Below are 23,067 nucleotides of genomic sequence, written 5' to 3'. Positions count from 1 at the left end.
TGTCCTGGACACACACACTTGGATTACAATAGGCAAAGTTTACTGAATCTTGCTTGAGGTTGCGAATGAATCATCCGGTTACGGCCGCATTGGCCGATTTTTCCACCCGTTTTATGAAAGTCTGGTCTGATGAGCAGGCTAGCCTGCCGTGCAGCAGCGATTTGGTTGGCCTGACATCCCCCTGTGTGGCGAGTGAAAACCGGGATACGGTCTTTTGGCAGCCGGTGGCACGGGAACCTGTGGGGGAGCTGACCGCAGTAGAGCAGGGCATTGAGCTTCGCCTGCATTCGGATATTCAGGCGTTTTACGGCAGCTTTTTCAGCGGCGACATGGCAGCCCGTTTCCAAACGCTTGAATTGGACTTGCTCCAGGCGTTCAGCGAATCTGATTTTCAGCGTTTGCAGGAAAATATTCTTGGTCATCTGGTGACTCAGCGTCGTTTGAAACTGAAACCGACCGTTTTTATCGGAGTCATGGCCGCTGAAAATCAGGTGATTGCCATCTGCAATCTGACTGGGAATGTGGTTCTGGAGACTTTAGGTCAACCAGAGCGTGAGCTTCTGGCCGAAGATGTGGCAAGTTTTCTTCGTCAGCTGGAACCTGTGGTCAGGGTTAGCTAAAACATGTATGTCATCGAATTGCAGTTTGAATGCTTTGATAATACGACGATTTCTGCCGTCGAACAGGCGATTAATGGGTTGATGGATGCGTTGCGATACAACGGGCAGGTGCTTGGTCGTGAGTTTCCTGTCGTGATGGATGACGCTGTCTTTAAAGTTCGGGCTGTTTGTCCGGAGAAACAGAGTCTGCACAGCCAGTTTCACAGCCCTCAGGTCAAAGCTGCCATGAACCGGCTGTCTCAGGCTGGTTTGCTGGTGCCAAAAATCAAAGTATTGGGGCGGGATATCAATTCTGAAGCGACCGCAGAAGAGACGCCGGGCTGGCAGGTGCTTTATACCACCTATGTGCACACCTGCTCACCTTTACGGAGTGGTGAGACGCTGATGCCGATTCCCTTATACCGGATTCCGGCAACCTTTAACGGCGATCACAAGGCGGTGGTGAAATGGCAGACGGAATGGCAGGCCTGCGATGAAATTCAGATGGCTGGTGGTTGTCAGGCCGAACATGCGGCATTGCATGAGATTCGTGATGCGGACAGTGATTTATTCCGGCGTGGCTGGGATTTACGTGGCCGGATTGAGTATCTGACCAAGGTGCCCACGTACTATTATCAGTACCGAGTTGGCGGGGGCAGTCTGGCAGAGGAAGCGAATCGGCCTTGTCCGAAGTGCGGACAGCCATGGCGACTTGAAGCGCCCATCCACGGTATTTTCCACTTCAAATGCGATCCTTGCCGTCTGGTTTCGAATCTTTCCTGGGATTACCAGTAAGTGTGTCAAACGCCCGTCTTCAGAACAAAGCGGGCGTTTTTCATTTTCACAGAAGAGATTATTTGGCCTGGATGACCTGCTCCAGTGCTGCGAGGCGTGTGGTCAGGGTGGCAACTTGCGCTTCAAGCTGAGCAATCCGTTCGCTGTCGCTGACGGGGGCTGCCTGTGTTTCCGTGATTTTCGGCACTTTGGCGTGCTGTTTCCAGCTCTTGATGGCCTGAATGATGACGGGCATCGGCAGAGGTTCGCGAAGGCGGGCTTTCACCAGCGCCACGGTTGGCTCTTTACCTTCGGTCATCAGGCTTTGAATGGCACGTTCTAATGCTTCGGTTATTGCAGAGGGCATCATTTCTTCCTGAAATTGAGGGATCGTTGCCTTATTTTCGTAGCAACGCATCTAATTGATCAATCACTTCGCACCAATCGGCATCTTCAGCGATCGATTCATTCAGAAACCGCCGCTGGGCGGGCTGCCAGAAATCGGCCTGGGAGATTTTTTCATTCTGCTGTAAATGATGCTCCCGAATAAAGCTTTCAATGGAGTCTTTGGATGAATTTAAGCCTAACTGATTGAACAGGCTTGGTAAATCGTGGCTGAAAGTTTCCATAGTGACATTCCCCTAGTCGTGTTTGCTTAAGTATAGTGGGGAATCATCGGCATTTCGTCTGAGACCTTTGTGAGAGATCGCTTACAAACATGTAGGAGAATTTGAGGTTCTTTTGTCGAGGATGACTCACTCTTGAATGTAAAGTCATTTTATTTCAGTGTCTTATGGTATTTTTTTGTTCTTGATATTTATATCACCTGAAATCATCTCGTCAGACAGGCGCTTGTTCTGAGCCGGATATCGCGTAATCTTAACCCTGTCGGAAGGAACTGACACGGAACAGGAACTGACGCCACGGATTCGGCGGTCTCAGGACGAGACAGGTTTTCAGGAAGAAAACTGACAGGGACGATTCGGAGATTGCAGGACGCGATCAGTGCAAACGGGATGTTTGCCGTCAGGATGACACAAGGATGATGCTTCAGGACTGAAGCGATGGACACCGCCAGGAAGGCTGTTGAGAGTTAACTCAGGATGGGTTAGCGGGTCAGGAGACCAAGGAACAACTTCAGGATGAAGTTCAATAAAGGATGCGCTGAAGGATTCAGCATACAAAGGAATGATGCAGGGAGCACCATCGTAGTAGGATGCTACAGGTAAGACCTAAGGGCGCAGCGTCAGTTGCGCCCATTCTTTTATTGGCGATCTGCCAGCTTCACTGAAACCTGCCATTTTATTTTCTGATTTATCTTTTCAATTGAATCGAATTGCACTGAGTTTCGCGGACGAGTGTCTGTCTGATGAGCAGTCTGTATGCTTGTTTCAGAATATAAACATTGGTGCATGAAAATGTTTCTGATTTTGCCCGCCTTCTTGTAAGAGATCGCTTACAAAATCGTGAGAAATCTGAGTTTGATTGTTTATCGATTTACGCACATTTCTCATGATTTATAAGCCTAAACAATGACTTGTATGGCATTCCTTTGGATGAAGCTGAGAGTGTTGTGTTTAAGCTGTTTCGCCATACTGTGTTCGGCTTCGTTTTGGCGTAGTCTTAGAAGTGTCGAAGGAGTCGACATTTTGGAACAGGATAACGGCCAGGGAGCAGGGTCGGTTAGGGATGATAGTGAGGGCGAGGACAGCTCTTGCGCTAAGGATAGTTCAGGACAAGGCAGGATGCCGGTTGCAGTCACCAGGATGGGGCTGCTCAGGATGAGACAGGACACTTTCAGCAAGAAAGCAGGGACACCGCCAGGAAGGTCGAAGAGAGTTATTTCAGGATGAAGTAACGGATCAGGAGATCAACGGACACGTTCAGGATGAACGCCAGATGGAATATCGCCGACGGATTCCGGCGCATCAACGGATTGAGGCAGGGAGCCACATCGTAGCGGGAATGCTGCAAGTAAGACCTAAGGGCGCAACGCAAGTTGCGCCCGTTTTATTTGGTCGACAGTCAAGAAATTGCACATCAACTCGGCATATGATGCGGCGGAACGTAAAACTGTACAGGTCTCATGCCCCGGAATGTTGCACAGCCCTGATAGGCATCGGCACCATCTGCGGAAAATTCGAACAGATACAACGTCTGCCAGGTCCAGTTGCCATCATCATCTTTCAGGCGATGCGCCCCCCGGGCAACACTCAGGAGCTGTAAGCCGAGCTGCTGGCAGCGCTGGTGAATAAACTGCTGCGCCAGCTCACTTTGCCGGCGTTGCTGCCAGAACAGGTAACCCGCGAAGGCCAGCGCCAGTATCATGAGTAAATTATCCATCCTTGGTTCTCATCCCTTATATTGAAAATGGCTGCTTACTGGCCACGTGCGGCTTGCTGTAAGCGGGTGATTGCTTCAGTCAGTTCCGGGTTTGCCTCTCGGTGCAGAACCTGAAGCATGATGCCCCGCAGGGCTGGTAGCATGACCAGATCGGCAAACAGCTGGTTAAACAGCGTTTGGTCCTGCGTTTGTGCCAGACGCAGCAGGTAAAGCCCGGCAGTCTCGGTATCGATCAATCCTTTCCAGCATCGGCCGGCAATAGCGACCATCATCTCCGGATGGCAAAGCGCAGGCTGGTTCAGCAGTTTTCGGAGCGTGTCATGCAGCACTTCGCTTTCGGCACCGGACAGCGCACGAACCAGCGCCGTCATCAGAAAGATATCGGCTTCATCAGACGTACTTTCCTGCGTCAGGCGTTCAACCAGTCGTTCAGCCAGCGCTGGCGGCAAATCACAGTGCTCCAGACAGCCCAGCAGAGCATACAGCGGTGTCATTGGCAGATGATTGACTGCTTTACGTAACCAGGTGGCATTGTTTTCCTGTTTCATTCGGGCGCAGACATCAGCCAACCCCTGCAAACCAACGCCCTGCCATTGGTTCCAGTCCAGTTTACCACTCAGATAAAGCTGTGCGTGCTCGTAGTATTGGCTGGCAGGCAGGGCCAGTTGCTGACGCAGATGCGCATGAAAGATAGCCAACTTGTCGTCATTGGGTTTAAAGGTGTAAGGATTTGCCGCCAGTTTTTCTAACTCTTCTTCTGTTGGCACAGCATTCAGGGTTGCGCCCATGGCTTCAATCACGTATTTGATGAAGTCCCCGACGGCGGCTTGTTTCAGCAAACCACGCTCATCCAGCGGCAGTTTCAGAAACCAGATCCACGGCGGGTTATCCTGTTGCCAGAAGGAAATCGACAGGTGGGCGTGCTGTTGCATCGGCCAAGGATAGGGCTGACGGTTATCCTCAACGGCTTTGAACGTCTCACGCTCGATCTCACAGACCCGGCGGCCAAGATCAAAAATTTTGTACTGGCAGCCAGCGTTATCCAGCAACTGGGTCAGGGTGTGAAATTTATCCATGGACATGCAACAGGGCTCCTCGTTTTGAACGCATATGGGAGCGCATTATAGGGAGTTGCAGCAGAAGATGGTATCCTTGCGCGCCAGTTGTCCGGCAGAGGTCAATCCCTGTGCCCATCTTGTTTCAGGAGTACTGTTTTGGATCCTTATGAGAATACCGCCCGTTTGCTGATGGCGCTGGAGCAGCAATTGCGTGCGCATGGCCTGTGGCAGGATGAATCCCCTGACGAAGATGCGCTGGCCAGCACGTTACCATTTGCCGTGGATACCCTGAGCTGTGCTGAATGGTTACAGTGGATTTTCCTGCCACGAATGCATCATCTGGTGGCAGAACGCCTGCCGTTGCCGACGCAGTTCAGTATTTATCCTTATGCAGAAGAAGCCGCGAAACTGACCCCGGCGCTGGTCGGTGTATTGCCGGTGATCAGTGACCTGGATCACTGGCTGGGAGGCGCGATTCAATGAGTGAAACCATGTCTGAAGCTCTCTCTGAAACGATGCCTGAATTGATGCCTGAAACAAGGACAGAGCCCCCATTGGAGCTGGAAATCCTGTATCAGGATGAATATCTGGTGGCTGTGAATAAGCCATCCGGCATGCTGGTACACCGCTCCTGGCTGGATCGCCATGAGACTCGCTTTGTGATGCAGACGCTGCGTGATCAGCTGGGCGGGCAGCATGTGTTCCCGTTACATCGCCTTGATCGGCCAACATCCGGCGTGCTGCTGTTTGCGCTGTCGAGTGAAATGGCAGCGCAGATGATGCCGAAATTTGCCGGTCGCGAGGTGAAGAAAACCTATCATGCGGTGGTGCGCGGCTGGGTGAAAGAAGCGGCGGTGCTGGATTACCCGCTCAAAGAGGAGCTGGACAAGCTTGACGATAAACGCGCCCGTCAGGATAAAGCACCACAGGAAGCGGTGACGGCTTATCGGCCGGTTGCGAAAGTGGAAATGCCCATTGCTGTCGGCCGTTATGCGACCAGCCGCTACACCCTGGTGGAAATGAAACCGGAGACTGGGCGTAAGCACCAGTTGCGCCGTCATATGCATCATCTCAGCCATCATATTATTGGAGATGTGAATCACGGTGACGGGCGGCATAACCGAATGTTCCGGGAGCAGTTTGATTGCCACCGCCTGATGTTGCATGCATCGGCGCTGGAATTAATTCACCCGGTGACCGGTCAGACTCTAAAGATTCGTGCGGCCGTTGATGAAACCTGGCAACGGGTGATGCAGGCGTTCGACTGGCCGATATCCAGCCTGGACGCTGATAGCATTTTTGACAACGGGATCGCGCAATTGCAATCGTGACTTGCATCTGGCCGTAACCCACGCCAGAGTAAGCGCAGGTCATTGATTTTAAAACAGGGAGTGAGGCGTGACTTTGATGGCGAATATTGGTGTGTTTGTGGGGTCGGTGTTTGGTGGGGCTGAAGAAGTTGCTGAGGAAGTCGTCAGTGAGCTGAAAGCCAATGGTCATCAGGCCGAAATGTTTGTTGAACCCAGTCTGGAAGATTTCCTCGCTTATCGCGATCAGGTGGCGCTGGTGATTACTTCGACCACAGGACAGGGCGAAATTCCGGAAAATCTGTTGCCGCTGTTTAGCGCGCTCAATGATCAGTTTCCGCTGATGCCGGCACTGAACTATGGTGTGATTGCCATGGGGGATTCCAGCTATGGTGAAGACAGATACTGTGGTGGTGGTCGTCGATTTGATGCGCTGCTACAGGAACTGCAGGCAAAATCTGTGACAGAGCGGCTGGATATTGATGCCTGCGTGCATTTTGACGCGGTCGAGGCGGCGCTTCCCTGGTTGAAAAATTTCATGAAGAAAGTGAAATAAACATGCGATGCCGCTGTTTCCCAGCGGCATCCGTTCTGTTGATGATTTCATTTCAGTTTTGCCAGATCGGCTTCGATCTCGGCAATCTTATGGGTGACAACTTGCTCCAGGTGGCGTAAATCGGTCAGAATTTTTTTCTTGATGTCGACATCGCTATGGCGCTTGTTGGTGATTCGGTCCAGTTCATCGGTGACAAACGTCAGATTACGGTTGATTTCCGAAAACTCTTTTGCTTCCCGGTTGCCACTGTTGACGACTACAGAGCGGGTTTGGCGTGGGAATTTGAACTTCATGCTCTTGGCAAAAAGCTCTCCTTTCTGTTTTGCAAAATAGATCTTCAGAATATCGTTTGCGGCTTCCTGACGCAGGCTATAGCTCTCAATGCGTTCAGGGTGTTCAATGCCCAGGCTGGTAAGGTTCGGATACATGGCGGCCTCTTATGATTCAGTCAAGCTTCGCATCCAATACAACAATATGCGGCAGGTGGCGTAATGAGCAGTATTGATTGATGCAGGATGGAATTACTCTAGCAATTAATTCGGGGCAAATCTTGAACCCAGCGCAGAATCTGTACGAGGAAAATCAAGAGCCCGCCCGCCTGTTCGCAAAACTGGGCGGACGGGCGGGCGAGATCAGGCAGCTTCGTCAATGCGTTCAATCAGTGCTGCTTTCAGCGTCTGTTCCTGTTCGGGCGACAGTTGCTGGCCGGCTTCATTCACCAGAATGAAAAAGTCTTCCGCCCGTTCACCAATGGTGGTGATTTTTGCAGCCTGCAGGCTGACGTTCTGATCAGCAAAGACCGAGCCAATCCGGGCCAGCAGGCCAGGCATGTCCAGCGCGACCAGTTCCATCATTGTTTTCTTGCCGGTTTTGGTCGGCAGAAAGTCAACCTGAGTTTTCACGTGAAAATGTCGCAGTTTACGGGATGGCCGTTTGTGGCGTCGTGTCGTACTCATGGTTTCCAGTGCGTGAATCAGGGCTTCCCGCACCATCGTATGGCGATTCTCTGTCAGCGGGTCACCATTCGGATCCAGCACCATAAAAGTATCCAGGGTATAGCCGTCTCTGCTGGTCATGATCTGGGCGTCATGCACGCTGAGATTCTTTTTATCCAGTTCAGCAACCACAATCGCAAAGAGTTTTGCTTTATCCGGGCTGTACACGAAGACTTCTGTGCCGCCACGGGTTGGTTTCTTACTGATCAGGATCAGCGGTGCATTCGGGTCATCGTGCTTCAGCAGGGCCTCGGCATGCCAGGCGATCTGCTGGTGGGTATGACGCAGGAAGTAGTCGGCCTTAAAGCGTTGCCAGAGTACATCGACTTCACGCTGTGCAAATCCCTGGCTGCGCAGTAAGGCTGAAGCCATCTGCTGATTATGACGAATTCGTTCCCGGACATCCGGCGGATTTTCCAGACCGCGGCGGAGTGCTTTCTGCGTGGAATAGTAAAGCTCTGCCAGCAGAGTCCGTTTCCAGCTGTTCCAAAGTTCCTGATTGGTGGCGCAGATGTCAGCCACAGTCAGACAGATCAGGTAATCCAGCCGTTCTTCATCACGGACGACTTTGGCGAATTCAGTAATGACATCCGGATCATAGATGTCGCGACGCTGGGCCGTGACGGACATCAGCAGATGGTTTTTGACCAGCCAGGTTACCAGATTGGCTTCAGGACGTGACAGGCCATGATTGATGCAGAAAGTATAGGCATCGTCGGCCCCAAGCTCGGAATGGTCGCCACCGCGTCCTTTGGCGATGTCGTGGAAAATCGCAGCCAGGATCAGCAGTTCTTTTTTGATGATCCGCGGATAAACTTCGCAGCAAATCGGGTGTAGTTCCCGGTTGGCAGGATCGCTGAATTTATTCATGTGCTTGAGCAGGCGCACGCTGTGCTCGTCCACGGTATACACGTGGAAGAGATCGAACTGCATCTGACCGACAATCTGGCTCCATTGTGGCAGGTAGGCGGCCAGTACCCCATGGCGGTGCATCAGCCGAAAAGCCTTGTTGAGCGCATTGGGCTGACGGACCAGTTCCATGAACTTCTCGCGCGCAGCCGGGATATCGACCAGAAAACGGTTGAGACGGCGGCGGGCGGTTCGTAGCTGGCGCAGGGTGGGGGCGGAAATACCGTCAATCTCTGAGTTGCGCGCCACATGCAGGAACATATCCAGAATTGTTTCCGGGCGTGCCTGAAATAGGGCGGGTTTGCGCGCTTCAATCAGCGGGCCGACCAGCCGGAAATCGTCATCCAGCTCGACGGTGTTTTGTGCGTTGCCGTTCTTCAGAATGGCCTGATCAAACAGTTGCAGCAGCATTTTGTTAAGTTCGGCGACCCGGCGCAGGGTGCGGTAGAATTCTTTCATCATCATTTCAACGGGTTTATTACCTTCGCCGGTGTAGCCCAGCTTTTGAGCGACTGATGCCTGATGCCCGAACGTGAGCCGGTTATCGTAACGCTTCAGTTCACTGTGCAGGGCAAAACGAATCCGCCACAAAGAAGCCTGACATTCATAGAGTTCGCGGTATTCTGCATCGGTCAGAAAGCCAAACCGGCTCATTTCCAGCAGGTTGGTGGCACCAAAGTGGCGGCGGGCAACCCAGCTCAGGGTATGAATGTCGCGCAGGCCACCGGGGCTGGATTTAATGTCTGGTTCCAGATTGTAAGTGGTGTCGTGGTAGCGGGCATGTCGTACCCGTTGTTCTTCCACTTTGGCACGGTAAAAGGCTTCGCTGGGCCAGAATTTACCTGAGTTGATCTGCTCCTGAAGTTGCTGAAAGCTGTCTTCACTGCCACATAACAGGCGGGCTTCCTGCAGGTTGGTGGCCACTGTCAGATCTTCCAGACCTATATTGATGCATTCTTCAATGGTACGGACGCTGTGGCCGACTTCCAGCTTGAGATCCCACAAGAGCGTCAGAAATTCACTGATTTGTTTCCCGGTATGGGTATCCAGTGGTGAGCTGCTCAGCAGGAGAATATCGACATCGGACAGTGGATGCAGTTCCCCCCGGCCATAGCCGCCCACCGCAACCAGAGACAGGTCATCCCGTTGATCCAGCCCGAAGATCGGCCAGAGATGACGGAGCAGACCGTCAATACATGCTGCACGGGCCTCGACCAGTTCGGTGACCGGCACGTGCTGGGCAAACAGTAATTGCTGTTGCGCGTTGAATTGTTCCAGTTCCTGCTTCAGCGCATCACGTAACGGATGAATGTTGTCCCCGTTGAGCGGGGTATCAGATTGAGTCTGTGTCATTGCGGTCCATGCCCAGTTGTACTTTCCTTTACTCTAGCCTGAAACGGGGGAACAAAAAAGCCAGCAGAATGCTGGCTTTGGTGTCTTTATATCAGTCGATGACGACTGGTTTTTGTCAGGCGTTTTTCATCACACGTGGCAGTGATTCTTCTTTCCGCAGGGTCAGAATTTCACAACCGGTCTCGGTGACCAGCAGGGTGTGCTCCCACTGCGCTGATTTCTTGCCGTCCACGGTGTAAACCGTCCAGCCATCGTCATCATCCAGGATACAACCGAACTTACCGGCGTTGATCATTGGCTCGATGGTGAAACACATGCCGGCTTTCAGGAGGGTGCGGTCGTTGTTCTTGTAATGAACCACTTGTGGTTCTTCGTGGAACTCATCACCAATGCCGTGACCACAGTAGTCGCGAACAATCGTGAAACGGCTGTTACCGTTCTTCACGAATTTCTGAATCGTTGTGCCAATTTCGCCCAGTTTTGTACCGGGCTTCACTTTTTTGATGGCCTGGTACAGGCTTTCCTGTGCAACACGGCACAGGCGCTTGTCTTCCAGTGAGACTTCACCCACTTCAAACATCTTCGAGGTATCGCCGTGGTAACCATCTTTGATCACCGTAATGTCGATGTTGATGATATCACCGTCTTTCAGTACATCCTGCTCACTTGGAATACCATGGCAGACCACGTGGTTGATGGAGGTGCAGATGGATTTCGGGAAACCGTGGTAGTTCAGCGGAGCCGGGACAGCATCCTGGGTTTCCGTGATGTATTGATGGCAAATCCGGTCCAGTTCTTCAGTGGATACGCCAGGTTTGACATACGGCTCAATCATTTCCAGCACGTCTGCAGCCAATTGGCCAGCGATGCGCATCTTTTCGATTTCTTCAGCCGTCTTGATCTTAATGCTCATACGAACTTCTCTACCCTATCAGTCTCTATACTTAATTATGGTATCAGCGCATGCACCAGATGGAAACTGGCTTTGCGGATGCGGGGGAGATTTGGACTGGATTTTCACGGCAAAAATATGGTATAAAGCGCGCCGTAATTTGCCAGATTGTGCGTTGATGAAAATTAACCCGGTAGGTCAGATTACAAAAACATTATTTTATTAATCACTCACACATATCGACACGTGCTCCGGGGTGCCCAAGGTTTATTGCTAAGCGATAAGTCGGCTGATAAGTCAGCCAAGGGTCGGTAGCATGGGATATGTGGACGCCTAACCCCAATTGAGGAATATTCAATGGCAACTGTATCAATGCGCGACATGCTGAAGGCTGGTGTTCACTTTGGTCACCAAACTCGTTACTGGAACCCTAAGATGAAGCCATTCATCTTCGGTGCTCGTAACCGTGTGCACATCATCAACCTTGAGAAAACTGTACCAATGTTCAACGACGCGCTGGCTGAGATCAACAAGATCGCTGCTCGCAAGGGTAAAATCCTGTTCGTTGGTACTAAGCGTGCAGCCAGCGAATCTATCAAAGAAGCTGCAATCAGCTGTGACCAGTACTATGTGAACAACCGTTGGTTGGGCGGTATGCTGACTAACTGGAAAACTGTTCGCCAGTCAATCAAGCGTCTGAAAGACCTGGAGACTCAGTCTACTGACGGTACTTTCGACAAGCTGACTAAGAAAGAAGCGCTGATGCGTACTCGTGAAATGGAAAAACTGGAGAAATCTCTGGGCGGTATCAAGAACATGGGCGGTCTGCCTGACGCAATGTTCGTTATCGATGCTGATCACGAGCACATCGCTATCAAAGAAGCGAACAACCTGGGTATCCCAGTATTCTCTATCGTAGATACGAACTCTAACCCAGACGGCGTAGATTACGTTATCCCAGGTAACGATGACGCAATCCGTGCTATCCAGCTGTACACAGGCGCTGTAGCGACAACCGTTACTGAAGCTCGTAACCAGGACATCGTTGCCCAGGCTGAGCAAGACGGTTTCGTAGAAGCTGAGTAATCAGTCGCTCCTTTGAGCATCTTAAGTTACCTTGTGTAAACTAAGTATGGTTAACAGGGGCCCCTCACAGGCCCCTGATTTTTACACCAAGATTTAAAAACTGAGGATATAACAATGGCAACAGTTACAGCTGCCCTGGTTAAAGAACTGCGTGAGCGTACTGGCGCAGGCATGATGGAATGTAAAAAAGCTCTGGTTGAAGCCAATGCAGACATCGAGCTGGCCATCGAGAACATGCGTAAGAGCGGTGCTGCTAAAGCGGCTAAGAAAGCAGGTAACATCGCTGCTGAAGGTTCTATCATCATCAAGACCGAAGGCGGTGTTGCTGCACTGGTAGAAGTAAACTGCCAGACTGACTTCGTTGCGAAAGACGGCAACTTCCTGGGCTTCGCAAACGAAGTTGCTGAAGCTGCACTGGCAAGCAAAGCTAACGTTGAAGCACTGCAAGCACAATTCGAAGAGAAGCGTGTTGCACTGGTTGCGAAAATCGGCGAGAACATCTCTATCCGCCGTGTTGCTTACATTGAAGGCGAGAAAGTTGCTTCTTACCGTCACGGCGACCGCATCGGTGTTGTTGTTGCAGGTAACGGCGAAGACGAAACGCTGAAGCACATTGCAATGCACGTTGCTGCTTCTCGTCCTGAGTACGTGAACCCAGAAGATGTACCAGCAGACGTTGTTGCAAAAGAGCGTGCAGTTCAGGTTGAAATCGCCATGAACGAAGGCAAGCCTCAAGAAATCGCTGAGAAGATGGTTGAAGGCCGCATGAAGAAGTTCACTGGCGAAGTGTCTCTGACTGGCCAGCCTTTCATCATGGAACCTAAGAAATCTGTTGGTGACGTTCTGAAAGAAAGCGGTGCTTCTGTTTCTAACTTCATCCGCCTGGAAGTTGGTGAAGGTATCGAGAAAGCCGAAGGCCTGAGCTTTGCAGAAGAAGTAGCTCTGGCGCAGAAAGGTTAATCCTTCGCGAATTGCTCATTCGAAGACCGTGGCCAAGGCTACGGTCTTTTTACAACTCCATATCTCTATAGTAAGCCTGGAAGGTACAATAAATGACCACAAATCCTAAACCGACTTATCAACGGATCCTGCTGAAACTGAGCGGTGAAGCGCTGCAGGGCGACGAAGGTTTTGGTATTGATGCACATGTTCTGGACCGTATGGCTCAGGAAATCAAAGAACTGGTAGAACTGGGCGTACAAGTGGGTCTGGTTATCGGTGGTGGTAACCTGTTCCGTGGTGCAGGTCTGGCTGCTGCGGGTATGAACCGAGTTGTGGGCGATCACATGGGTATGCTGGCAACCGTGATGAATGGCCTGGCCATGCGCGACGCACTGCACCGTGCCTATGTGAACGCGAAAGTAATGTCAGCCATTCCGCTGAATGGTGTGTGTGACAGCTATAATTGGGCGGAAGCAATCAGTCAGCTTCGCCAGGGCCGCGTCGTTATTTTCTCTGCCGGTACAGGGAACCCTTTCTTTACAACAGATTCCGCTGCGTGTCTGCGTGGTATTGAAATTGAAGCTGATGTTGTGCTCAAAGCCACAAAAGTCGATGGTGTTTACAGCGAAGATCCAGTTAAAAACCCAGAAGCAGTTCTATATGATAAGCTAGGTTATCAGGACGTTCTGGAAAAAGAACTGAAAGTCATGGATCTCGCAGCATTCACACTGGCACGTGATCACGGTATGCCAATTCGTGTATTTAACATGAATAAGCCGGGAGCGCTGCGCAAAGTGGTGATGGGTGAAGCTGAAGGTACCTTGATCGCCAATGGCGACTAAGGACGCAAGATATTGATAGGGTGAGGGACTGCCTCCCTCACTGAGACCGACTATTCAAGGGTACAAACGTGATTAACGAAATTAAAACTGATGCGCAAACGCGTATGGAAAAAAGTGTTGAAGCACTGAAAACTCAACTGGCAAAAGTGCGTACTGGTCGTGCACACCCAAGTTTGCTGGATGGCATCCAGGTTGAATACTACGGCTCTAATACGCCGTTGCGTCAAGTTGCAAACGTCATCGCTGAAGATGCGCGTACCCTGGCGATTACTGTTTTTGACAAAGAGCTGACGCCTAAAATTGAAAAAGCCATCATGATGTCTGATCTGGGTCTGAACCCGTCATCAGCTGGCACCGTGATTCGTGTACCGCTGCCACCACTGACGGAAGAGCGTCGTAAAGATCTGGTGAAGGTCGTTCGTGCAGAAGCAGAGCAAGGCCGTGTGGCTGTGCGCAATATCCGCCGTGATGCGAATGCAGATGTGAAAGCGCTGCTGAAAGATAAAGAAATCTCTGAAGACGACGATCGTCGTGCTCAGGATGATATCCAGAAGCTGACTGATGCTGCAGTGAAGAAAATCGATGCTATTTTAGAAGCGAAAGAAAAAGAGTTGATGGAAGTTTAAGGGCGACCTGACTTCGGTTCGACTTTAGCTTGATAAGCTCTGAAGCGCTGTGCGTGCAGCACGGCGCTTTTTTGTTGAGGAAAATGTATGGCAGAGCCTACAACCAACACTGAATGGTATGCTCAAAAGCTGCCGAAGCACGTTGCCATCATTATGGATGGGAACGGTCGCTGGGCAAAAGCGAAGGGCAAAGCGCGAGTGTTTGGCCATAAAGCCGGTGTGGAAGCCGTACGAAAAACTGTCTCTGTTGCGAGCCGCCTGGGAATTCAGGTTGTTACATTGTTTGCATTCAGTAGTGAAAACTGGCGTCGCCCGGAAGATGAAGTTTCTCTGCTCATGGAGCTGTTCCTGACCGTCTTAGGTCGTGAAGTGAAACGCCTGCACAAAAATAACATTCGCCTGAAAATTATTGGCGATACCAGCCGTTTCAGTCAGCGTCTGCAAGACAAAATTGCAGCGGCAGAAACACTGACGGCAAGCAATACCGGCATGGTTCTGAACGTGGCTGCGAATTATGGCGGACAATGGGATATCATTCAGGCAACCCAAGCGCTGGCGCGTGAGGTTGCTGAGCAAGGGTTAGCCCCAGAAGATATTACCGAAGCCATGCTGGCGGAGCGATTGACAACCCAGGGTCTCCCGGATGTTGATTTGCTGATCCGCACCAGTGGTGAATGCCGGATTAGCAACTTTATGCTCTGGCAGACAGCCTATGCTGAACTGTACTTCACCCCACAGTTCTGGCCAGATTTTGATGAAGATACTTTCTCCGATGCCATTGCCTGGTTTATGAACCGGGAACGTCGCTTTGGCTGTACGGGTGAACAAATAAAAATGCTACTAGCTACGAAATAACCAGTAGCAACGCCAGTGGCAGTGGAAACTGGAATCCCGCTGCCATTCTGGTAACAAGCACGTGGCTTGTTGCATTGCGACCGAGCAAGATATTGCTAAGAAGCGACAAAGATAAATTATAACGAGAGGAACAAGCTTGCTTAAGCAACGAATTTTGACTGCACTGGTTCTGGCACCTGTTGTGATTGCCGGAATCTTTCTGCTCCCTTTTTCGGGATTCATGTTTGCACTGGCTGGAATTACCCTGGCTGGTTTCTGGGAATGGACCCAGTTTGTAAATACCCGTTCTCGTCTGTTGGCGATGGTGCCGCCTGTGCTGGTACTGCTGTCATCTTTTCTGGTTCTCCCGACGGATGCAATCGCTTTGGGAGAATTGCACACCGCCCATCACACGATGCTGGCTTTGGGTGGCGCCTGGTGGCTGTTCGCCTGCCTGCTGGTGGTCACTTATCCGGATAAATCCGGCTTCTGGACCCGTTCAACTTTGCTGCGATACTGCTTTGGCCTGCTGACGCTCATTCCTTTCTTTTGGGGCGTGGTGATGCTTCGTGCGGTCAATTATGCAGAGTCTCCTTTCTACGGTGCCAAGTTGGTGATGCTGGTTTGTTTGCTGGTCTGGGCTGCTGATAGTGGCGCTTACTTTGCCGGTAAACGTTTTGGTCGTCATAAAATGGCACCGAAGGTCAGTCCTAATAAAACCTTGGAAGGTCTGGCGGGCGGTGTTGCCCTGGCTGTGGTTGTCGCCTGGGGTGCAGCAGCACTCTTTGGTATTCCGTTTAGCCACAGCGGCGCTCTGCTGGCGACTGTGGTGCTCACCGTGATTGCTTCGGTTTTTGGCGATCTGGTCGAAAGTATGCTCAAACGTGTGTCGGGAATTAAAGATAGCGGACAGATCTTACCAGGACATGGTGGTATCCTTGACCGAATAGATAGTCTGACAGCAGCACTGCCTGTGTTTGCATTGCTCTATCTCTGGCTGATTTAATGCCTGATTCGGGGGAAGCGGGTAACCACTTCCCCCGATTTGATTTTAGCGCCAGGAGAAGGGCGTGTGCGTGGGTCGGTGGCATATCGGCTATTGTCGTCTGTATTCATAAAGTAGTGAAGATATGCGTAAGTTAACCATTCTTGGAGCAACCGGTTCGATTGGTACGAGTACTCTGGGCGTCGCGGCTGTGAACCCAGACCTTTTTGACGTGGTTGCATTGGCTGCCGGAACAGACAGCCAAAAAATGTTTGAACTCTGTTGCCAGTGGCGACCGAAGTATGCAGCGATGGCTTGTGAGCAGGCTGCCCAAGACCTGGCCCGGCAACTGTCTGCGCAGGGGCTTCAAACTCAGGTGCTCTCCGGCGAGGCCGGCATGTGTGAAATCGCGGCCTTGGATGAGGTTGATACCGTGATGGCGGCGATTGTTGGTGCGGCTGGTTTGCTGCCAACCATGGCTGCGGTAAAAGCCGGGAAACGCATTCTGCTTGCAAACAAAGAAGCGCTCGTTATGTCCGGGCAGATGTTCATTGATGCGGTCACGAAATACGGCGCAGAATTATTACCCATTGATAGTGAACATAATGCTATTTTTCAGTGTCTACCAGTAGAAGTACAACGGAATCCGGGGCGATGTGATCTTGCTGAATCCGGGATTAGCAAAATTTTGCTGACCGGTTCTGGCGGCCCTTTCCGGTATACGGATGTGAGTGAGCTGGATGCTGTGACGCCAGAAATGGCGATTGCCCATCCGAACTGGTCGATGGGGCCGAAGATTTCTGTGGATTCGGCCACTATGATGAATAAAGGGCTGGAGTATATTGAAGCGCGCTGGTTGTTTAATGCATCAAGAGAACAACTGGAGGTTCTGATCCACCCACAGTCGGTGATCCACTCGATGGTGCAGTACAGAGACGGCTCGGTTCTGGCGCAATTGGGTTTGCCGGACATGCAGACGCCGATTGCATTTGCGATGGCTTATCCGGAAAGGGTTGAAGCTGGGGTGAAGCCTCTCGACTTTACGAAAATCGGCGAGTTTACGTTTATGGCACCAGATATGTCGCGTTACCCTTGTCTGCAACTGGCAATTGATGCGTGTTACAGTGGCCAGGCTGCGACAACCACACTGAACGCCGCCAATGAAGTCGCCGTGGCAGCTTTTCTTGCCGGCGAGATGCGCTTTACAGATATTGCGCGTGTCAATCAGCAAGTTCTGACGCTGGCCGATTTGTCTGAGCCGCGCAGTCTGGACTGTGTTTTAGCTCTGGATGCAACAGCTCGACGACTTGCACAGCAAGTGATTCAGAAGGTGACGAAATGATAGGTATTTTGTGGAACTTGGGCGCTTTCCTCGTTGCGTTAGGCATTCTGATTGCTGTACATGAGTACGGACATTTCTGGGTTGCACGTCGTTGCGGTGTGTACGTTGAACGTTTTTCGATTGGATTCGGTAAGGCGTTATGGCGACGTGTCGATAAGCAGGGCACAGAATTCACACTGGCGATGATTCCGCTTGGGGGCTACGTCAAAATGCTCGACGAGCGGGTTGAAGCTGTTCCTGAAGAGCGTCGTCACCAAGCTTTCAACAATAAAGCGCTCTGGCAGCGCAGTGCCATTGTGGCTGCCGGCCCGCTAGCAAATTTTGTGTTTGCCATTTTTGCTTACTGGGTGGTGTATCTGATCGGTGTGCCAGCCGTGAAGCCCGTGATTGGTGAGGTCGCCCCGCAGTCGATTGCTGCTCAAGCGGGGATCACCGGCGGAATGGAACTTAAGTCTGTTTCCGGTATCCAAACTTCGAACTGGGAATCGGTCAATATGGCAATGATTAGTCATATTGGTGACGATGAGATGACTCTGACTGTCGTCCCAGCAGATGAAAATTATGAAAAAACCCTTCGCTTGGATCTGAGAACCTGGTCTTTTGATCCGGAGAAGGAAATGATCCTGGCAACGCTGGGGATCACACCTTATTCACCACCGATTACACTGGAAATTGGTCAACTGGTTGAGCAAGGTGCGGCGCAGCAAGCTGGTTTTCAGGTTGGTGATGTGATTGTTGCGATCAATCAACAGCCAATAACGGACTGGAATCAAGTCGTTGATGCAATCCGTTCCAACCCGGAAGTGGTCCTGGATGTTCAGCTTCGGCGTGATGGTGCGCTCATTCATGCGCCACTGACGCCGCGGACGAAAGAGCTATCCAGCGGAGAGCTGGTTGGTTATGCCGGTTTTGCACCAGTCGTTGAGGCTTGGCCAGCGGAGCAACGTTTTCAGTTAAAGTATGGACCACTGGATGCGGTCGGTGCGGCAACGGAGAAAACCTGGCAGTTGGTGACGCTCACCTTTGATATGGTCGCGAAACTCGTGACGGGTGACGTTGCACTGAAAAATTTGAGTGGCCCAATTTCTATCGCCAAAGGCGCTGGAGCAACGGCCGACTATGGCATTGTGTACTTTTTAGGGTTTCTGGCCTTAATCAGTGTCAACCTGGGTATTGTGAATCTATTGCCTCTGCCGGTCCTGGATGGCGGTCATCTGCTCTTTTTTGCCATTGAAGCTGTGACGCGGCGCCCGGTTTCAGAGCGTATTCAGGAGATTGGATACCGGCTTGGCTCAGCGATTTTGGTCGTTTTGATGGCTGTGGCGCTCATCAATGACTTTACACGCCTTTAATAAGTGCGTTTTTAGCAAGGAATAATCAGAACAGTAATGGCGATGAAGAAACTGTTAGTCGCGTCCCTCTTGCTTGGAAGCAGTGTGGCACATGCGGAAGAATTTGTGGTGGGCGATATCCGCTTTGAGGGGTTACAGCGCGTGGCTCTGGGGGCTGCGTTGCTGAAGACGCCGGTCAGAGTCGGCGACACGGTAGACGAGCGTGATGTCGCGGATATGATTCAGGCACTTTTTGCCTCGGGTAACTTTGAGGATATCCAGGTCTACCGGGATAACAATGCCTTGGTCGTGAAAGTTGTCGAACGTCCGACCATTGCCAGTATTACATTCTCGGGCAATAAGGCGATCAAGGATGAACAGCTTCAGGAAAACCTGAATGCTTCGAAAATCCGGGTTGGTGAAGCGCTGGATCGGACAACCCTGAGCAAAATTGAAAAGGGGCTGGAAGATTTCTACTACAGCGTAGGGAAATATAATGCCAGCGTGAAAGCGGTCGTAACGCCGTTGCCACGGAACCGTGCCGATCTGAAATTTGTGTTTACTGAAGGTGTTTCTGCCAAAATTCAGCAAATTAACTTCATCGGAAACCGTGTTTTCTCGGACGAAGAACTGCGTGACAAATTTAACCTTCAGGCGGATGTTCCCTGGTGGAACTTTCTGGCGGATGAAAAGTATCAGAAGCAAGTTCTGGCCGGTGATCTGGAGACGCTGCGCTCACAGTACCTGAACAACGGTTATCTGAAATACAAGCTGCAATCGACCCATGTTTCTATTTCGCCGGATAAGAAGGGCGTCTATATCACACTGAATATTGATGAAGGTCAGCAATATAAAGTGAAGGGCGTGAAATTCCGCGGAAATCTGGTTGGCGAACCGGGCGAGTTGGCTGGCTTGGTGACTTTCAAAGACGGTGATATTTATAACGGTGCCAAAGTAACGGCACTGGAAGAATCGATTAAACGCCGTTTGGGTGAATTAGGCTATGCCTATCCACAGGTGAAGACGATTCCTGAATTTGACGATGAAAATCAGCAGGTATCGCTCTTAGTCAATGTTGAGCCTGGCAAACGAATCTATGTTCGCAACATCTCTTTCACCGGCAATACCTCAACCAAAGACGAAGTTCTGCGCCGTGAAATGCGTCAAATGGAAGGCAGTTGGCTGAACTCCAAGTCTGTTGAACGCGGAAAGGAGCGTTTGAGTCGGACGGGTTTCTTTGAAAACGTGGATGTTCAGACGGTGCGGGTTCCAGGCACGGACGATCAGGTTGATGTGAATTACAAAGTGAAAGAAGCCAATGCCGGTAACATCAACTTTGGTATTGGCTATGGTACGGAATCTGGTGTGTCTTTCCAGGCCGGGATCCAGCAGGATAACTTTCTGGGGACGGGAAATCGTTTCGGCATCAGTGCGATGATGAACGACTATCAGAAGAACGTCAGCATGGAGTATCGGGATCCATACTTCACGCTGGATGGGATCAGCCTGGGCGGTAAGATTTATTACAACGAGTTTGAAGCGTCTGATGCCAACATTTCGGACTATACCAACCAAAGTTATGGTGCCAGCCTGACCTGGGGTTTCCCGTATGATGAGCTGAACTTCTTTGAATTTGGCGTTGGCTACGACCATAACAAGATCTCTAATACTGAAGAGTATTATCAGATCGAAAAATTCAAGCGGATTCACGACTTCGATCAAGCCAATACCTCGATTGAGCTGGATGATTTTGACTGGTCTGTTTCCTGGACCCGGAACAACCTCAACCGTGGTTTCTTCCCAACGGCCGGTAACCATCAGCGTGCGACTTTCCGGATGACAGTCCCGGGCTCTGATGCTCAGTATTTCAAGGCGCAGTATGATGTTCGTCAATATTACCCGCTGACTGAGAAACAGGACTTTACCTTGTTGCTTCGCGGCCGCCTGGGCTATGGTAATGGTTACGGCACCACAGAAAATGGCAGCGATCAGTTGCTACCGTTTTATGAAAACTTCTACGCGGGTGGTTTCTCAACCCTGCGTGGTTTCCGCTCCAATACTGTCGGCCCGAAAGCGGTGTATGTAGGCGGTTGTGACACCGGCGGCAGTATCAGCGGAAACAACAACTGTGCGACGGGGTCGGATGATGCCGCAGGTGGTAATGCCGTGGCTCTGGCGAGTGTGGAGCTGATTGTTCCGACACCTTTTGCGTCAGATGAAGTCAGGAATCAGATCCGGACTAGTTTATTCGTGGATGCCGGTAACGTCTGGGACACCGAATATGACTTAACTGGTGAGGATGGAGCTTATCTGTATGACTATTCAGATCCATTCCTGATCCGTGCCTCATATGGCGCAGCACTGCAATGGATGTCGCCGATGGGACCTCTGGTCTTCTCCGTCGCGAGACCAATTAAGAAATACGATGGCGATGATGAGGAATTCTTCACCTTCACCATTGGACGCACATTCTAACCCTTTAAGGAGAGAGCCTTTGAAACAGTGGATTAAAGCAGCCGGACTCAGCCTGGCCGTCTTGTCATCTTCAATGTATGCCCAAGCTGCGGTTGCCGCAGAGAAGGTGGGTTATGTCGCCACGAATCAGGCTATGGCACAACTGGTCCAGCGTTACAACGTGAAAGATAAACTGCGTAACGAATTTCAGGGGCGGGTGACTGAACTGCGCACACTGGAAACCAACATCAAAACCAAGCTGGATAAACTGAAACGTGATGGTCAGTTGATGAGTGCTAATGACAAGTCTAAGCTGCAGACAGAACTGCAATCGCTGGACGGGCAGTTTAAGCAAAAAGCGCGGGCTCTGCAGGAAGATCAGGCGCGTCGTGGTGCTGAAGAACAACAGAAGCTGGCGATGAAGTTGCGTACAGCCATTCAGGAAGTGGCCAAACGTGAAGGATACGACATGGTTGTCGACGGTCAGGCTGTCCTGTTTGCAAACCCGAAAGATGATCTGTCTGCAAAAGTATTGTCGGCGGTGAAATAAGCGATCGTTTCTTCGGTAGTTGTGTATCGGTGCGCCAGCAGGCTCAGGGCTTGCTGGCGCGTTAGCTGGTAGGGTCTGCCGTAACGAAAAATGACAGTATTATGTGAACATTGTTCAAATTGTAGACGTTCCTGCGCTTATCCTTTGCATTGTATTGCCGACCACAGATAATAATGCGCAGTGCTATAAAAACGATGAATTATTAAGGTAACCAATGGCTGCATTGACGCTTGCTGCATTAGCAGAGAAATTAGGTGCGGAGCTGCGTGGTGACGCGGCTGCCGAAGTCACAGCAATCGCAGGACTGGGTCAGGCCGGTCCCGGCCAGATCACTTTCCTTTCCAGCAGTAAATATCGCCAGCATCTGAACGAATGTTCGGCAACTGCAGTTATTTTAAAAGACGTTGACGCTGAATTTTTCAACGGTAACGCCTTGATTGTCAAAGACCCTTATCTGGCGTATGCCAAAGTAGCGCAAATGCTGGACAGCACACCGGCCAGCGCGACTGACATTGCCCCTTCAGCCTATATCGCACCAGATGCCGTGCTGGGTGAAGGCGTTGCTGTCGGTCATAACGCTGTGATTGAATCCGGCGTGGTGCTGGGTGATCACGTTCAGATCGGCCCTGGCTGTTTTGTCGGCAAAAATGCCCGAATTGGTCAGGGGACAAAACTGTGGGCGAACGTCAGCATCTACCATAATGTAGTGATGGGTGACCATTGCCTGGTGCAGTCGGGTGCAGTGATTGGCTCGGATGGCTTTGGCTATGCGAATGATAAAGGCCGCTGGGAAAAAATTCCTCAGTTGGGTTCTGTGCGAATTGGCGACCGGGTTGAGATCGGTGCGTGTACCACGATTGATCGCGGTGCGCTGGAAGATACCCTCATTGCAGATGGTGTGATTATTGATAACCAGTGCCAGATTGCCCATAACGTTTCAATTGGTGAAAATACCGCTGTTGCTGGCGCAACGGTGATGGCAGGCAGCCTGAAAGTGGGTAAACACTGCTTTATTGGTGGTGCCAGCGTATTTAATGGCCACATGGAAATTACCGATGGTGTGACCGTCACAGGCATGGCCATGGTGATGCGACCTATTACTGAGCCAGGTGTTTATTCATCAGGGATTCCGCTTCAGACGAACCGGGAGTGGCGCAAAACTGCGGCACGGGTTCTGAAAATTGAAGAAATGAATAAGCGTCTGAAATCTTTAGAGAAAAAACTCGAAAAAGACGCTCAGTAATTTATTTTTATTTCTGCGCCGTGAGCCAGGCCTGCGTCATTGTGTT

At 51.1% G+C, this 23,067-nt stretch carries 23 protein-coding genes; 16 read left to right on the top strand and 7 right to left on the bottom strand.

Features of this window, described 5'->3' with window-relative positions; genetic code table 11:
- Nucleotides 1-65 precede the first annotated feature (65 nt).
- Both syd and EA58_RS17725 read left to right on the top strand, forming a co-directional pair.
- Nucleotides 66-620, top strand: coding sequence for a SecY-interacting protein (gene syd, locus EA58_RS17730; RefSeq protein WP_036755976.1), 555 nt, complete (start codon nt 66-68; stop codon nt 618-620).
- A 3-nt stretch (nt 621-623) separates the two neighbouring features.
- Nucleotides 624-1,394 (top strand): Zn-ribbon-containing protein, encoded by a 771-nt coding sequence (locus tag EA58_RS17725; RefSeq protein ID WP_036755973.1) that lies wholly within the window; start codon nt 624-626, stop codon nt 1,392-1,394.
- 58 nt (nt 1,395-1,452) lie between these two features.
- Here the strand turns inward: EA58_RS17725 and EA58_RS17720 are convergent, their stop codons facing one another.
- From EA58_RS17720 to EA58_RS17700, 4 genes are all read right to left on the bottom strand, one after another.
- On the bottom strand, nt 1,453-1,743 hold the full coding sequence (locus EA58_RS17720; RefSeq protein ID WP_200872201.1) for a hypothetical protein: 291 nt from the start codon (nt 1,741-1,743) through the stop codon (nt 1,453-1,455).
- Between the two features lie 28 nt (nt 1,744-1,771).
- A complete protein-coding gene (locus EA58_RS17715) occupies nt 1,772-2,002 on the bottom strand; it encodes a DUF2789 domain-containing protein (RefSeq protein WP_036755970.1) in 231 nt (76 codons plus the stop codon).
- Nucleotides 2,003-3,413: 1,411 nt separating this feature from the next.
- Nucleotides 3,414-3,716: a DUF3301 domain-containing protein gene (locus EA58_RS17705; RefSeq protein WP_036755964.1), complete on the bottom strand. Its 303-nt coding sequence runs from the start codon at nt 3,714-3,716 to the stop codon at nt 3,414-3,416.
- A 35-nt stretch (nt 3,717-3,751) separates the two neighbouring features.
- Nucleotides 3,752-4,798: a DUF3549 family protein gene (locus tag EA58_RS17700; protein ID WP_081819734.1), complete on the bottom strand. Its 1,047-nt coding sequence runs from the start codon at nt 4,796-4,798 to the stop codon at nt 3,752-3,754.
- A gap of 132 nt (nt 4,799-4,930) precedes the next feature.
- Here EA58_RS17700 and EA58_RS17695 point away from each other — a divergent pair, with 132 nt between their 5' ends.
- The 3 genes from EA58_RS17695 (at nt 4,931) to EA58_RS17685 (ending at nt 6,637) form a co-directional block, all read left to right on the top strand.
- Nucleotides 4,931-5,257: a YqcC family protein gene (locus EA58_RS17695; protein ID WP_036755960.1), complete on the top strand. Its 327-nt coding sequence runs from the start codon at nt 4,931-4,933 to the stop codon at nt 5,255-5,257.
- A gap of 44 nt (nt 5,258-5,301) precedes the next feature.
- Complete coding sequence (truC, locus tag EA58_RS17690; RefSeq protein ID WP_081819735.1) at nt 5,302-6,105, top strand: tRNA pseudouridine(65) synthase TruC; 804 nt, start codon at nt 5,302-5,304, stop codon at nt 6,103-6,105.
- Between the two features lie 76 nt (nt 6,106-6,181).
- Complete coding sequence (locus EA58_RS17685) at nt 6,182-6,637, top strand: flavodoxin (protein ID WP_036755958.1); 456 nt, start codon at nt 6,182-6,184, stop codon at nt 6,635-6,637.
- A 47-nt stretch (nt 6,638-6,684) separates the two neighbouring features.
- Here EA58_RS17685 and EA58_RS17680 read toward each other — a convergent pair whose 3' ends face one another.
- The 3 genes from EA58_RS17680 to map form a co-directional block, all read right to left on the bottom strand.
- Nucleotides 6,685-7,065, bottom strand: coding sequence for a DUF3461 family protein (locus EA58_RS17680; RefSeq protein ID WP_036755954.1), 381 nt, complete (start codon nt 7,063-7,065; stop codon nt 6,685-6,687).
- 204 nt (nt 7,066-7,269) lie between these two features.
- A complete protein-coding gene (gene glnD, locus EA58_RS17675; protein WP_036755951.1) occupies nt 7,270-9,894 on the bottom strand; it encodes a bifunctional uridylyltransferase/uridylyl-removing protein GlnD in 2,625 nt (874 codons plus the stop codon).
- A 115-nt stretch (nt 9,895-10,009) separates the two neighbouring features.
- A complete protein-coding gene (gene map, locus EA58_RS17670) occupies nt 10,010-10,807 on the bottom strand; it encodes a type I methionyl aminopeptidase (protein ID WP_036755948.1) in 798 nt (265 codons plus the stop codon).
- A gap of 336 nt (nt 10,808-11,143) precedes the next feature.
- Here map and rpsB point away from each other — a divergent pair, with 336 nt between their 5' ends.
- The 11 genes from rpsB (at nt 11,144) to lpxD (ending at nt 23,021) form a co-directional block, all read left to right on the top strand.
- Complete coding sequence (gene rpsB / locus EA58_RS17665; RefSeq protein ID WP_036755946.1) at nt 11,144-11,872, top strand: 30S ribosomal protein S2; 729 nt, start codon at nt 11,144-11,146, stop codon at nt 11,870-11,872.
- A gap of 114 nt (nt 11,873-11,986) precedes the next feature.
- Nucleotides 11,987-12,832 (top strand): translation elongation factor Ts, encoded by an 846-nt coding sequence (gene tsf, locus EA58_RS17660; RefSeq protein WP_036755942.1) that lies wholly within the window; start codon nt 11,987-11,989, stop codon nt 12,830-12,832.
- 92 nt (nt 12,833-12,924) lie between these two features.
- Entirely contained in the window at nt 12,925-13,656 is a 732-nt protein-coding gene (pyrH, locus tag EA58_RS17655; protein ID WP_036755939.1) for a UMP kinase, read from the top strand.
- Nucleotides 13,657-13,724: 68 nt separating this feature from the next.
- Nucleotides 13,725-14,282 carry a ribosome recycling factor gene (gene frr, locus EA58_RS17650; RefSeq protein ID WP_036755937.1) on the top strand — a complete coding sequence of 186 codons (558 nt, stop codon included), beginning with the start codon at nt 13,725-13,727 and terminating at the stop codon, nt 14,280-14,282.
- Between the two features lie 87 nt (nt 14,283-14,369).
- Nucleotides 14,370-15,137, top strand: coding sequence for an isoprenyl transferase (locus EA58_RS17645; protein ID WP_036755934.1), 768 nt, complete (start codon nt 14,370-14,372; stop codon nt 15,135-15,137).
- Between the two features lie 136 nt (nt 15,138-15,273).
- Nucleotides 15,274-16,122, top strand: coding sequence for a phosphatidate cytidylyltransferase (locus EA58_RS17640; protein WP_036755931.1), 849 nt, complete (start codon nt 15,274-15,276; stop codon nt 16,120-16,122).
- A gap of 124 nt (nt 16,123-16,246) precedes the next feature.
- Nucleotides 16,247-17,443, top strand: a complete 1,197-nt coding sequence (gene ispC, locus EA58_RS17635) for a 1-deoxy-D-xylulose-5-phosphate reductoisomerase (protein WP_036755928.1) — start codon at nt 16,247-16,249, stop codon at nt 17,441-17,443.
- Nucleotides 17,440-18,795: a sigma E protease regulator RseP gene (rseP, locus tag EA58_RS17630; RefSeq protein ID WP_036755925.1), complete on the top strand. Its 1,356-nt coding sequence runs from the start codon at nt 17,440-17,442 to the stop codon at nt 18,793-18,795. The genes ispC and rseP overlap by 4 nt, the downstream gene beginning before the upstream one ends.
- A gap of 36 nt (nt 18,796-18,831) precedes the next feature.
- Nucleotides 18,832-21,249 (top strand): outer membrane protein assembly factor BamA, encoded by a 2,418-nt coding sequence (gene bamA, locus EA58_RS17625; RefSeq protein WP_036755921.1) that lies wholly within the window; start codon nt 18,832-18,834, stop codon nt 21,247-21,249.
- A gap of 19 nt (nt 21,250-21,268) precedes the next feature.
- Nucleotides 21,269-21,778 carry an OmpH family outer membrane protein gene (locus EA58_RS17620; RefSeq protein WP_036755918.1) on the top strand — a complete coding sequence of 170 codons (510 nt, stop codon included), beginning with the start codon at nt 21,269-21,271 and terminating at the stop codon, nt 21,776-21,778.
- Nucleotides 21,779-21,992: 214 nt separating this feature from the next.
- On the top strand, nt 21,993-23,021 hold the full coding sequence (gene lpxD, locus EA58_RS17615) for a UDP-3-O-(3-hydroxymyristoyl)glucosamine N-acyltransferase (protein ID WP_036755915.1): 1,029 nt from the start codon (nt 21,993-21,995) through the stop codon (nt 23,019-23,021).
- Nucleotides 23,022-23,067: the final 46 nt, after the last annotated feature.

The organism is Photobacterium galatheae (assembly GCF_000695255.1).
GTDB classification, from domain to species: Bacteria; Pseudomonadota; Gammaproteobacteria; order Enterobacterales; family Vibrionaceae; genus Photobacterium; species Photobacterium galatheae.
This window is presented reverse-complemented; position numbering and strand designations above follow the sequence as displayed.